At 72.2% G+C, this 12,370-nt stretch carries 12 protein-coding genes; 4 read left to right on the top strand and 8 right to left on the bottom strand.

Annotated elements, in window-relative coordinates; genetic code table 11:
- Window positions 1–7: 7 nt before the first annotated feature.
- Both AC07EG_RS27080 and AC07EG_RS27075 read right to left on the bottom strand, forming a co-directional pair.
- The gene (locus AC07EG_RS27080) at window positions 8–1,363 is read right to left on the bottom strand and encodes a PQQ-dependent sugar dehydrogenase (protein ID WP_478256004.1); all 1,356 of its coding nucleotides are present in this window, start codon (window positions 1,361–1,363) and stop codon (window positions 8–10) included.
- A 59-nt stretch (window positions 1,364–1,422) separates the two neighbouring features.
- On the bottom strand, window positions 1,423–2,004 hold the full coding sequence (locus AC07EG_RS27075) for a TetR/AcrR family transcriptional regulator (protein ID WP_478256003.1): 582 nt from the start codon (window positions 2,002–2,004) through the stop codon (window positions 1,423–1,425).
- Window positions 2,005–2,035: 31 nt separating this feature from the next.
- Between AC07EG_RS27075 and AC07EG_RS27070 the strand changes: the two genes are divergently transcribed.
- The 4 genes from AC07EG_RS27070 (at window position 2,036) to AC07EG_RS27055 (ending at window position 5,699) form a co-directional block, all read left to right on the top strand.
- Window positions 2,036–3,376, top strand: coding sequence for a DHA2 family efflux MFS transporter permease subunit (locus AC07EG_RS27070; RefSeq protein ID WP_478256002.1), 1,341 nt, complete (start codon window positions 2,036–2,038; stop codon window positions 3,374–3,376).
- 159 nt (window positions 3,377–3,535) lie between these two features.
- On the top strand, window positions 3,536–3,841 hold the full coding sequence (locus tag AC07EG_RS27065) for a hypothetical protein (protein WP_478256001.1): 306 nt from the start codon (window positions 3,536–3,538) through the stop codon (window positions 3,839–3,841).
- Window positions 3,838–5,100 (top strand): nucleotide sugar dehydrogenase, encoded by a 1,263-nt coding sequence (locus tag AC07EG_RS27060; RefSeq protein ID WP_478256000.1) that lies wholly within the window; start codon window positions 3,838–3,840, stop codon window positions 5,098–5,100. Before AC07EG_RS27065 ends, AC07EG_RS27060 begins: the two co-directional genes overlap by 4 nt.
- A 65-nt stretch (window positions 5,101–5,165) precedes the next feature.
- Window positions 5,166–5,699, top strand: a complete 534-nt coding sequence (locus tag AC07EG_RS27055; RefSeq protein ID WP_478255999.1) for an EF-hand domain-containing protein — start codon at window positions 5,166–5,168, stop codon at window positions 5,697–5,699.
- Between the two features lie 47 nt (window positions 5,700–5,746).
- On the opposite strand, the gene AC07EG_RS27050 is transcribed toward AC07EG_RS27055, so the two are convergent.
- The 6 genes from AC07EG_RS27050 to AC07EG_RS27025 all read right to left on the bottom strand — a co-directional run bounded on the left by AC07EG_RS27050 (window position 5,747) and on the right by AC07EG_RS27025 (window position 12,293).
- Window positions 5,747–6,157 (bottom strand): DUF6917 domain-containing protein, encoded by a 411-nt coding sequence (locus AC07EG_RS27050; RefSeq protein WP_478255998.1) that lies wholly within the window; start codon window positions 6,155–6,157, stop codon window positions 5,747–5,749.
- Entirely contained in the window at window positions 6,154–7,023 is an 870-nt protein-coding gene (locus tag AC07EG_RS27045) for a Gfo/Idh/MocA family protein (protein ID WP_478255997.1), read from the bottom strand. Before AC07EG_RS27045 ends, AC07EG_RS27050 begins: the two co-directional genes overlap by 4 nt.
- 1,113 nt (window positions 7,024–8,136) lie before the next feature.
- The gene (locus tag AC07EG_RS27040) at window positions 8,137–9,186 is read right to left on the bottom strand and encodes an Ldh family oxidoreductase (RefSeq protein WP_478255996.1); all 1,050 of its coding nucleotides are present in this window, start codon (window positions 9,184–9,186) and stop codon (window positions 8,137–8,139) included.
- A complete protein-coding gene (locus AC07EG_RS27035) occupies window positions 9,183–10,460 on the bottom strand; it encodes a M20/M25/M40 family metallo-hydrolase (protein WP_478255995.1) in 1,278 nt (425 codons plus the stop codon). The genes AC07EG_RS27040 and AC07EG_RS27035 overlap by 4 nt, the downstream gene beginning before the upstream one ends.
- Window positions 10,457–11,299, bottom strand: coding sequence for a sugar phosphate isomerase/epimerase family protein (locus tag AC07EG_RS27030; RefSeq protein ID WP_478255994.1), 843 nt, complete (start codon window positions 11,297–11,299; stop codon window positions 10,457–10,459). Before AC07EG_RS27030 ends, AC07EG_RS27035 begins: the two co-directional genes overlap by 4 nt.
- Window positions 11,289–12,293, bottom strand: coding sequence for a Gfo/Idh/MocA family oxidoreductase (locus AC07EG_RS27025; RefSeq protein WP_478255993.1), 1,005 nt, complete (start codon window positions 12,291–12,293; stop codon window positions 11,289–11,291). Before AC07EG_RS27025 ends, AC07EG_RS27030 begins: the two co-directional genes overlap by 11 nt.
- Window positions 12,294–12,370: the final 77 nt, after the last annotated feature.

Below are 12,370 nucleotides of genomic sequence, written 5' to 3'. Positions count from 1 at the left end.
CGCCACCCTATCCCGCGGCCACCCGCCACACCGTGTTCCCCGCGTCGTCCGCGACGAGCAGGTTGCCCGTTTTCGTACCGATCACCCCGACCGGGCGGCCGTGGGTGTCGTCGTCGTCCGGATCCGGTTTGAACCCGGTGAGGAACTCCTCCGGCGGCCCGGCGGGCATGCCGTCGCGGAACGGCACGAAGTCGACGGTGAAGCCGACCGAGCGGCCCCGGTTCCACGAGCCGTGCTCCCCGACGAACGCACCGCCGCGGAAGCGCTCCGGAAAGGTGGTCCCCCGGTAGAAAGCCAGTCCGAGCGGTGCGGTGTGCGCGCCGAGCGAGTAGTCCGGTACCAGCGCCTTCGACACCAGGTCCGGCCGCTGCGGCTCGACCCGGTCGTCCACGCGCTGCCCCCAGTAGCTCCACGGCCAGCCGTAGAAGTCGCCGTCGCGCACGCGGGTCAGGTAGTCCGGCGGCACGTCGTCGCCGAGCATGTCGCGCTCGTTCACCACCGTCCACAGTGTACCGGTCCGCGGTTCGAAGTCGAGGCCGTTGGGATTGCGCATGCCCGAGGCCAGGATCCGCTCGCCGGTGCCGCCGGGATCGACCTCGAGCACCACACCCCGGCGGATTTCGTTGTCCAGCCCGTTTTCGCCGATGTTGCTGCCCGAACCCACGGTCACGTACAGCTTCGACCCGTCCGGCGCGGCGACGACGTTGCGCGTCCAGTGGTTGTTGTAACCACCCGCCGGCAGGTCGAGGATCTTCTGCCCCGGCCCGCCGATCCGGGTTTCCCCGCTGCGGTACGGATACCGCCACACGCTGTCGGTGTTGCCGACGTACAGCGATTCACCGATCAGCGCCATGCCGAACGGCTGGTTGAGGTTCTCCAGGAACGGCGTGCGGAATTCGGCGATACCGTCACCGTCGGCGTCGCGGAGCAGGGTGATGCGGTTGGCGCTCTGCCCGCGTGAGCCGTCGTTGCCGCGCACCAGGTCGAACAGCGAGCTGAACAGCGAATCCCCCCGCGCGGTGGCCGATTCGGCGGCGAGCACGTCGCCGTTCGGCAGTTCGCGGAGCCAGCGCGGGTGGTCCAGCCCGGCGGCGAACCGGGTCACGGTGAACCCCGCCGGAGCGTTCGGCGCCCTGTCCTCGGGCCAGCCGATCACGTTCGCCCCGTTGACCGTCGGAACGGTCTGCGCGTCCGGTGCGCCGACCTGCGGGTTCACCCCCAGCCCGGCCGGGTCCGGCGGATCACCGCCGGGATCGAGCGCATACGCCCCCACCGCCGCGAGCAACGCCACCACCAGCACGAACCCCAGTGCCACCCAGCCGAGCCGCCGCCGCAGCCGTCCTGGTCGCCGGCCTTCCGCCATGACCGCCTCCTCGTCCGTTCCACCCCCAGCTTGGCCGAAACGGCGGCGGCGGGCACCGGTCAGCCCGACCGGCCGAAGACGAGGTCCAGCTGCGCGTCCAGCGCGGCGCGCGCGGTTTCCACCGGGTGGTACCCGGACACCACGTAGGCGGACAGGCCGGTGGCCAGCGCGAGCAGGTTGACGGCGGCCACCTGCGGTTCGGCCAGCCCCGCCTCGGCCAGCAGCCCGGTCAGCCGCGGGTGCAACTCGTCGGGCCCGGCGGCGTGCGGCTGCGCCGCGAGCAGCGGCTCGGTCAGCGCCAGCGCGGCGTAGGCGGCGTGCACGCAGTAGAGATCGGTGCTCGCCTCGTCGACCGGCAGCAGTTCGGCCAGGATCGCCCGCACCCGGCGTTCCGGATCGGCGGGCAGCTCGTCCAGCCGCTGCCGCAGCCGTTCGGTGATCCGCTCCCGCACGTGCACCAGCCCGCCCTGGAGCAGCTGCTCCTTGCTCGGGAAGTAGTACTGCACCAGGTTCGGCGAAACCCCGGCCTCGGCCGCGACCTCCCGGAACCCGGTCGCGTGCAGGCCGCGCACCCGGGCGCAGCGCACCAGCGCGGCGGCCAGCTCCCGCCGCCGCTGCTCGTGGTCGACTCGCTTCGGCACGTTTTTATAGTACCACGGTACGATAAAAACCGTGATCCCTTCGCGCACCTGGAAGATCGCCGCGGTGACCGGCCTCGGCGCCCTGCTCGCGATGCTCGACTCGACCCTGGTCAACCTGGCCGTCGAGGCCGTCCGGGCCGAGCTGGGCAGCACGCTGCCGGTGGTGCAGTGGATCGTCACCGGTTACCTGATCGCGCTGGCGGTCTCCCTGCCCGCGTCCGGCTGGCTGGGCGGCCGCTTCGGCCACGGTCGCGTGTGGACGGTCGCACTGGCGGTCTTCACGCTGGCTTCGGCGCTGTGCGCGCTCGCCCCCGGCGTGGTCGCGCTGATCGCCGCCCGGGTGCTGCAGGGGCTCGCCGCCGGGCTGCTGGTGCCCGCCGGCCAGGCGGTGCTCGGCTCGGTCGCGGGGCCGCGGCAGCTGGGCAGGCTGATGGGCGCGCTCGGGGTGGCGGTCAGCCTCGGCCCGGCGCTGGGCCCGGCGATCGGCGGCCTGCTGCTGGACGTGGCGTCCTGGCGCTGGCTGTTCTGGCTGACCGTGCCGATCGGGGTGCTCGGCCTGCTCGCCGCCCGCGGCCTGGTCCCGCCCGGCGACCGGAACCCCGGCCGCCCGCTGGACCGGGTCGGCCTGGTGCTGCTCGGCGGCGGGCTGCCGGTGCTGCTCTACGGCGCCACCGTCCGCTCGATCCCGTTGCTGCTCGGTGGCGGGCTGCTCGTCGCCGCCTTCGCGTGGACCGCCTCGCGGAACGCGCACCCGCTGGTCGACCTCCGGCTGCTGGCCTCCCGCCGGTTCACCGCGGCGGCGGTGACCACCGGGTGCACCGGCGCGAACATGTACGGCGGACTGCTGCTGCTGCCGTTGTTCCTGCAACTGGACGCCGGTCTGGACAGCACCGCCACCGGACTGCAGCTGCTCGCCATGGGCCTGGGCAGCGCGGGCGCGCTGTACTTCGGCGGCGCGCTGGCCGACCGGCACGGCACCCGGCCGGTCGCCGTCACCGGCGCCGTGCTGCTGGTGCTGACCACGGTGCCGTTCCTGCTGCCGCTGCCGCTGCCGGTCCCGGCGCTGACCGCGTTGCTGGTGCTGCGGGGTGCCGGGCTGGCGCTGGCGCAACTGCCCGCCACCGCGGCCGCCTACTCCGTGGTCACCGCGGACCGCCTCGGCGACGCGACCACACTGGTGAACATCGTGCAGCGGGCGGGTGGCGCGATCGGCGCGGCGGGGGTGGCCGCCCTGCTCACCCAGGCCGGCTACGCGTGGGCGTTCGGCGCGCTGGCCGCGTTGTCGGTGCTGACCGTGGCCACCGCCGCCGCGCTGCCCACCCGGCCGGGCCGGCCTCGGCGTTCCGGCCACCGCGGACCGTCGCCGCGGTGAACGCACCGTGACCGCTCACCACTGACGGGTTCCGGCTCCGCCACGCGTTCACCCCACCGGCTTCCCTTGTGCGCGACCCCTTACCGTCCCCTTGGGCCGCTGCTACGTTACGTTTTGCAACGCATTACTTTCCCGCTTTCACGTTTCGAGGAATTCTGCATGCGCAAAACAATTTCCCTGGCCGCGGTCGCCGCGGCCTGCACCGCATTGTTCGCCGCACCGGCTTCGGCGGCCCCGGCGGCTTCCGGGCAGGTGGTCGTGTTCGAAACGGAGTTGCAGGAACTCACCGTGTACGACAACCCGTCCGGCTGCCACAAACTGCCGCTCGCCGCGCACGTGCTGGCCAACGGAACGAACAAGCCGGTGCGCGTCCACGGCGACCCGTTCTGCCTCACCCCGTCGCTGACCGTGCAGCCGGACCACGGCTCCCACGTGGCCGCCGGCAGCGGAAGCTTCTCCGTGTGAGCCCCACCGGCCTGGTGGTCGTCGGGCTCGGCTACGTCGGCCTCCCGCTGGCCAGGCGCGCCTGCCGGGCCGGGCTGGCCACCCGCGGCCTCGACGTGGCCGAACCGGTGGTGACCAGCCTGAACGCGGGTCGTTCGCCGGTGCACGGGGTGAGCGACGCCGACGTCGCCGAGATGCTCGCCGCCGGCTTCACCGCCACCACCGACGACGCCGTGCTGGCGACCGCCGAGACCGTGGTGATCTGCGTGCCGACCGGGCTCACCCCGCAGGGCGAACCGGACCTGGGCCCGGTCCGCGCGGCGGCGCACGCGGTGGCCGGGCGGCTGCGGCCGGGCACGCTGGTGGTGCTCGAATCGACCAGTTTTCCCGGCACCACCGAAGAACTGCTGCGGCCCATTCTGGAAAACGGCAGCGGCCTGCGGGCGGGCGAGGATTTCCACCTGGTTTATTCACCGGAACGGATCGATCCGGGAAATGCGCGGTTCGGCATCGCCAACACCCCGAAGGTCGTCGGCGGGTGCACCCCGCTGTGCGCGAAGCACGGTGCCGCTTTCTACGGCGGACTGGTGGACACCGTGGTGGTCGCCAGGGGCACGCGGGAAGCGGAAATGTCGAAACTGCTGGAGAACACCTACCGGTTCGTCAACATCGCGCTGGTGAACGAGATCGCGGTGTTCTGCGACCGGATGGGCATCGACGTCTGGGACGTGCTGGAGTGCGCGGCGACCAAGCCGTTCGGGTTCGCGCCGTTCCGGCCGGGCCCCGGCATCGGCGGGCACTGCATCCCGGTCGACCCGCTGTACCTGACCAGCAAGGCGCAGCGGGAGGGGTTCTCGTTCAGCCTGGTCTCCGCGGCCAGGCAGGTCAACGACGGCATGCCGGAGTACGTGGTGCGCCGGGCCGGCGCGATCCTCGCGGAGCAGGGCGCCGGCCTGGCCGGGGCCGAGGTGCTGCTGCTCGGCGTCACCTACAAGGCCGACGTGCCGGACGTGCGCGAGTCCCCGGCGCTCGCGGTGGCCGGGGCGTTCGCCGCACGCGGGGCGAGGCTGCGGTTCCACGACCCCCACATCGATCGGTTCGAAGTGGACGGAGTGGCGCTGGAGCGGGTCGAGGACCTCCCCGCCGCGCTCGCCTCCGCCGACCTGACCGTGCTGCTGCAGGAGCACCAGTGCTACGAGAGCGCGCTGCTGGCGCGAGAAGCCCGCTGCCTGCTCGACACCCGCGGGCGGGTGGCCGGGCACCGCGTGCAGCTGCTCTGAAAGATCTTCCGCCGGGTCCACCGGTGGGAGCTGTTCGAACTACCCGGAGTACGAAAGGGAATTCCATGACCACGGCTGTTGCTCAGGACCGGATCGCCCAGCGCTTCCTCAGGTGGGACACCAACGGGGACGGCTCGCTCGAACTCGCCGACTTCCAGGAGGAGGCGCGCCGGATCGCGGACGCCTTCGGCAAGGACCCCTCCGCCCCGGAAACCAGGAACCTGACGAACGCGTTCACCGGGTTGTTCGAATACCTCGCCTCCCGGGCGGGCGTCGCCCCGGACGGTTCGCTGTCGCAGGAGCAGTTCAGCGCGGTGACCGAGCGGCTGATCTTCGAGGAGGGTGAGGCCGGCTTCAACCGCGTGATGCGCCCGGTGATCCGTGGCGTGATCGGCATGTGCGACAAGAACAAGGACGGGCAGATCAACGGCGAGGAGTTCGCCACCTGGCTGAGCGCGGTCGGCGTGGGCAAGGCCGAGGCGCGCTCGGCGTTCCAGCAGCTCGACACCTCCGGCGACGGCCAGCTCTCCACCGAGGAACTGCTCGCCGCCGTGCGCAGCTTCCACTTCGGCAAGCTGAACGTGCCGCTGCTGGGCTGAGCTCCCGCCGGAACCGGCGCCCTCCCCCGGGTGGGCGCCGGTTCGCGTCAGGCGAGCACGCGGGCGGGCTGGAAGGAAACCGGGGTTTCCGGGGTGAGCGCGAGGTCGGCGCCGGTGACCACGTCGGCGCGGGCGATCAGGATGTTGTAGTGGTTGGGGAAGTGGCAGGCGTCGAAGCCGAGCAGGGTGCCGACGAAGAGGTCACCGAGCCAGAACTCGTCCCCGCGGTCGAGCACACCCGCATTGGTGATCTCGGCGAACCCGAGGAACCCGACGCGGTCGATGCGGGCCCCCGCCCCGGTTTCGCGGTGGTCGGTGGTGACCAGCTCGTGCACCTCGCCCCGGCGGACGCAGCGGCTGGCGTGGGGTTCGAGGCTCATCCCGCGTTCGTCCCGCCGGTGCAGCAGCACCTTCACCAGCACGCCGCCGACCGCGCGCTTCGGCCCGTTCTCGTTCACCCGACCTCCAATGCCGGTTGCCCGCGGTAGGCGGCGGCCACCAGTTCCAGCGCGGCGAGGCCGTGGTCCGGGCCGCCCCCGAGGAAGTCCGCCAGCACGCCTTCGTATTCGTGCCACAGCGAGTTCTTGAACCCGGGGAAGCCGCCGAGCAGATCGGCGCGGCGGGTGCTCCCGTCAGCCAGCCGGACGCCGACGTCCTTGGTCTCGCCGCCGTGCCCCCAATCCAATTCGACGCGTGCCGGGGTACCGTCAGCCGCTCGCAACCCCACCACCGCCAGGCGGTCGACGCCGTCGGCGTCGCGGGTGATCGCCGCGTCCTCGACGGTCACTTCGCCGAGGAACAACCGCACGAGGTCGAAGGCGTTGGGCCCGTTGTCGGCCACGCAGCCACCGCCGCAGCGCTCGACGTCGAGGTACCACGCGTCGTCGCCCACGTGTTCCTCGATGAGTTCGAGGTAGCGCACTCGCAGGGCGGTGATTCCGGGGGCTTCGCGCAGTGAGCGCTTGAGTTCTCCGGCGTTGCGGTTGTAGCGCCTGTGCAATGCGGTGAACAGGCGACCGTCGAGTTCGGCCAGTTCCCGCCCGGCTTCTACGTCGGTGGCCAGCGGTTTCTCCACGCAGACCGCCACTCCGGCTTGGAGCGCGTCGCGGCACAGTTGCTCGTGGGTGTCGTTGGGTGTGGTGATCACCATGGCGTCCAGGTGGCGGAGCATGGCGGTGTGCTCGGTGAAGGTTGCGGTGGTGCCCCGGAAGGGTTCGAGCGCTTCGGGGCGGAGGTCGCAGACTGCGGCCAGTTCGGTGGCTGGGTTGGCTTGGATGGCTGCCAGGTAGTACTTGGAGATGACTCCGAGCCCGGCTACCCCCATCCGGACCGGTTTGGCTGGTTTGGACGGTGTCATTGGCTCCCTCGCTCTTTGACTTCATCGGCTTCCTCGATTGGTCGAGTGGCTCAGCCACCAGTCCACTGAGCCAGTCGCACCGGCGAGCACCGGGAGAAGCCCCCGCTTTGGCAGGCCCTCGAACCGACCGACCGGACAAGCCGCCGCTCCGGTACAGGTGGCCTAGTGGCTCATCCACTGGTCCACTAGGCCACCTGGTCACCAAGCGACCGGGCGGCCCGGCCGGGCTTGGCCGCCTGACTACTGGGCCGCCCGTTCGCCCAGCAACTGAGCCACTTCGCCGCTCGGTGCCGGATCTTGGTGCCGCAACATCGAGCCCAGTACCCCATTGCTGTCTCGCAAGTGGCTCAGCCACTGAACCACTTTCCCGGCTGGAGCCTGATCTCTTCGCCCCTGCGCTCACCGCACCGTCAGCCCATCGACCCGGTGCCTCGCGAATGGCTCAGCCACCTCGCCGCTCTTTTCTTGATCTTCCTGCCGCTGCCGCAGCACCGGGCCCACTACCCCAGTCCCACACGGCGACTGGTCTAGCCACTGAGCCACTCGGCCACTCAAGCACCGAGCTGCCTGTCGGCTCCGTCATGGGGCCGCCCATCCGCGCAGCCGCCGAGCCGCCCGGCTGCTCAAGCGTCGAGCCGCCCGGATGCTCAGCCATTGAGCCGCCGCCCGTTCGCGCAGACGCCGAGCGCTCGAGTATCGGGCCACCCACCCACGCAGGCGCCGAAGCACCTGGCCGCCCAGCTGCCAAACCCACCGTCCGCTCCAACACCAACCCACCCGGCTGCACAGCCGTTGAGCCGCCCGTTCGATCGAACACCGAGCCACCCGGCTGCACAGGCACCGAGCCACCCACCCACGCAGGCGCCGAGGCACTTGGCCGCCCAGCTGCCAAGCCAACCGTCCGCTCAAACACCGAGCCACCCGGATGCTCAGCCGTTGAGCCGCCCGTTCGCTCGAACACCGAGCCACCCGGCTGGACGGGCACCGAGCCGCTCAGTCGCCTGAACCTCCGGCCGCTCGGCTGCTCAATCATCGGGCACCCGACGCAACCACCCCACCACCAGCCCCTTCCCCCGCCCCTCACCCCGGCAACCCCAACTCGGCATGCAGGCGAGCCCCGATCGGCACGCCGTCCCGGAGGTGGGCGTCGGCCAGGTCTGCTTCTGGCCAGCCCGGGTAGCGCACCGTCCCGGGGCAGGAAATCAGGGCATCGAACATGGCCCGGACGTCGGTGGCGAAGTCGGCCACCTGGGGGGCGATGGCCATCACGAAGAAGCCGATGTCGTCGTCCTGGCCGCGGTCGCCGGTGAGGGCGGCGGCGCTGGGGCCGTGCCCGGCCCCCGACAGGGCCGCGGCCAGCAACTCCACCACCAGGCCCAGGCCGAAACCCTTGTAGGCCCCCGTTTCCGGCGTCCCGCCCAGCCACTGCAGGTGGGCCTGGCCCCGGTCGAAGGCGGCGGGGTCGGTCACCGGGTGGCCGTCGTCGTCGGTGAGCCAGCCTGGCGGGATGGATTGCCCGTCCCGCTCAGCCGCCCGGATGCGGCCGGTGGGGACCACGGTGGTGCTCATGTCCAGCACGAACGGCCGTCCCGGCAACGCGGGGGCGGCCACGCTCAGCGGGTTCGTGCCGAGCATCGGCAGCGCACCACCCGGTGGGCGCGCGATCCGCTGGTTGCCGCAGTTGCTCATCACCACGCCGACGAATCCGCTCGACGCGGCCCGCCGGGCGTGGAAGCCCGCGCTGCCGAAGTGCGTGGCACCCCGCACCGACACCAGGCCGATCCCGTGCCACTCCGCGCGCTCCACCGCCGCGTCCATCGCCTCCGCCGCCGCCCACAGGCCGAGCGCACGCCGGGCGTCGACCACCGCGCAGGCGCCGAGATCGCTGACCACCTGCGGTTCGGCGTCGGCGGCTATGCGCTGTTCCTCGAACTGCTTCAGGTAGAGGGGCCGCAGGTTCGCCAGGCCGTGCGAGGCGAACCCGTGCAGATCGGCGTAACAAAGGGCTTCGGCGGCCAGCCGCGCCCGGTGCCGGGGCACCCCGCACCGCACGAAAGCCAGCGTCGTGTACGAAATCAGCTCGGCGTGGGGCACGCGGATCGTCGGGGGTGCCACCGCTTCGGCGGTCATCGGGTTCCTTTCAGCACGGGGGTGCGGGCGAAGGCGAGCAGGATCCGGGAGACGGCGTCGGCGAACTCCTCCAGTTCGGCCAGCTCGGCGTACTCACCGGCCGCGTGCGCGTTGTTCGCGGCCAGCGAGCCGGGGCCGAACACCGCGGTGAACGCGCCGGGCACCCCGTCCATCCAGATCGCGTCGCAGGTGAACGCCGGTTCGTCCGGCTCGTGCGGGACCAGGCCGGCGTGCGCGGTGAGCAGGTTCTCCGCCCAGCGGTCACCGCCGTCGAGGCAGGGCAGGCCGCGTTTGAGCCAGTCCAGCGAGGTGATTTCGAAAACGTCCTCGGCGGTCCGGCCGAACACCGCCGTGCCGCCGAACTTGGTCACGAACTCCGCCAGCCCCGCGCGGTAGACCCGCTCGGCCCGCGCCGCCAGTTCCTCGCCGTCGGCGGAGGACTCGTACGGCAGGTTCAGCAGCAGCTCCCCCGTGCCGTAGACCCGGTTGTGCTGGTCGCCGGTGTGCAGGCCGGCCACGCAGAAGCTGCCGCCGAGCGTGGCGGCGAAGTACTGGGCGAGGAAGCCGAGCAGCACGGTGGCGTTGTGCCCGGCTTCCGGCCGGTCGTCGACCGAGCCCTGCCCGGCCACCCGCACGCGGGCGGTCATCGCCGCCGTCGCCCTGGTCAGGTACCGCAGTCCGGTGGGCTCGCAGAAGATGTTGAGCCTGCCGTGGAACCCGGCCGCGACCAGCCGCCGGGTGCCGAGCGTGCCCAGCGCCCCGCCCTCCTCGCCGGAGACCACCTGCAGGATGACGCCGATGTCGCGGCCGATCGCCGGGTTCGACTGGATCGCCTGCCGGACCCCGGCGAGCAGCGCCACCGCCGGTCCCTTCGCGTCGATCGCCCCGCGCCCGGTGAACCGGCTGCCGTCGAAGCTCACCGGCTCCAGGCCCCCCACCGTGTCCAGGTGCACGTTGAACATCACCGTCGAGCCGAACGGCAGGGCCCGGCCGAGCCGCAGCACCAGGCTGGGCTGCCCGGCGAGGAAGCCCGGCCGCCCGGCGGCGACCCGGACCGCGGCCGGCACGTCCTCGCGCAACGCGTCCGCCGGGCGCGCGCAGTCGTGGCGGGCCGTGCGGAAGCCGATGGTCTGCGCCGCCTCGGCGTAGTCGGCCTGGGCCTGCCACAGCTGCCCGGCGGGTTCCCCGTTCCTGGCTTCGAGCGGGCTGACCGTCGGGGTGCGCAGCAGCCGCAGCAGCAGTTCGTGGTCGGACGGCAGCAGCAGCCCGCTCACCGCGGGATCTCCACGGCCAGGCTGCCCAGCGCCCGCCCGGCCGCGGCGAAGGTGGCGGCCGCGGTGTCCCCGGCGGCCCGGCCCTGGTGCGGCACCGTGCTCAGGTGCGGTTCGAGCGAGAACGCCCCGCGGTACCCGTGTGCCAGCAGCAGCCGCAGCGACTCGGCCACCCGCGCGCGGCCGAGGCCGGGCAGGCAGTAGCGGGCCTCCCCGTCGACCACCACGGCGTCCTTGACGTGGACGTGCGCCACGTGCTCGACGATCTCGGCGAGCAGCTGGTGGCCGTCGTAGCCGTGGGCGACCCCGTTGCCGGTGTCGTAGAGCAACCGCAACGCCGGGTTGCCGACGGCGGCGATCAGCTCCAGCGCGCGCTCGGCGTCGGCACCCGCCCAGCCGGAGCAGTTCTCGTGCAGCAGCACCACTTCCGCCTCGGCCGCGCGCTCGGCCAGCCGCCGCACCCGGTCGAGCACGCGGCGGCGCCACTCGTCCTCGGGCAGTCCGGCGTTCGGATAGGACATGATGCGGATGAACCGGGTGTCCAGCACCTGGCACCACTCGATCAGCTCGTCGAGTTCGTCCAGCTCCCTGGCGAACGGCACGGTGATCGGGCGCGCCCAGTTCCCGATGCGCGAATCGAGGCAGACCACCTCGAGCCCGGCGTCGCGGACGGCCGACTCCACCCGCCGCAATCCGGCGCGCCCCAGGTCCGCCACGGCCTGGCCGTCCACGCTGCGCAGTTCCAGCTGCCGCCAGCCCAGCCGCCGGATCGCGGCCACCTGGTCCGGCAGTCTCGCGCCCGCTTCGTCGCCGATGCCGGCGAAGCACAGTTCACGGCGCATGCGAGGCCACCAGTCCGCGCCGGGCGCACCGCTCCTTCGCCTCGATCAGCAGCCGGGCCGCGCGCTCGTGCACGTCGAGGTCGAGCGGGAGGCCGTCGCGGAAGGCGCGGTAGGTGCGGAGGAAGAACGCGGTGAGCGCGTCGTCGCGGAAGACCTGGCGCTCGATCCGTTCGGGGGACACCACTTCCAGCTGCGCGTGGTTGTCCTCGGCGCTGAGCGGGTAGTGCCCGGTGACGATGCCGCGGTCCAGGCTGAGCGTGATGCTGCGTTCGCGGATCGGCGAGGTGAGGTCGGACTGGAGCCTGCTCACCACCCCGTCGGCGTGCCGCAGGGTGAGCTGCGCCCCGCCGAGGCGCGGGATCGAGCGCTCACCGCAGGCCATGTCCGACAGCTCCGCGTCGACCAGCTCGGCCGGACCCGCCAGCCGCAGCGCCACCGGGACCGCGTGCGGCAGTTCCACTTCGCAGGCGGTGCTGTGGCCCGAATTGGTGAGCGAGCGGTGGAACCGGGGTTTGTGCTGGTTCACCGTCAGCGAGCGCAGCGCGCCGAGTTCACCCGAGCGCACCAGCTGCGCCAGCCGTTCGGTCAGCCCGGCCACCAGCCAGGGCGCCACCACCGCCAGGTGCAGCCCGTACCGGCGGCGCAGCACCCCGATCCGGTCGAGTTCCCGGCGGCCCGCGCCCAGCGGCTTCTCCACGACGAACCGGCGGAAACCGTGGTGCGCCAACTCTTCCAGCACGGTGAGCCGGGACCCCGGCGGGGTGCACAGGTGGGCCACGGTGTGCGCCGGGTCCACCTGCGCGATCGCCTCGGCGAGGCTTCGCACCTGCCGGACCCGCGGCAGGTGCCGCAGTTCCACCGGCCGGGGGTCGTAGGCGAAGATCGGGTGGTCCGCGAACACCCCGGGCAATCCGGTTTCGCCGAGGCGGGCCAGCACCGGCAGGTGGAGCGCGGCGCCGGCGCGGCCGAGCCCGAGCACCAGGGTTTGCAGCATGATTCTCCGTCGTTCGGGGGAGCTGATGATCATCAATATCCGCCGCGCGGACCCGGCTAGTCGAGAACCACCCGGTG

The sequence above is a fragment of the Amycolatopsis sp. NPDC045836 genome, from assembly GCF_056431745.1.
This window is presented reverse-complemented; position numbering and strand designations above follow the sequence as displayed.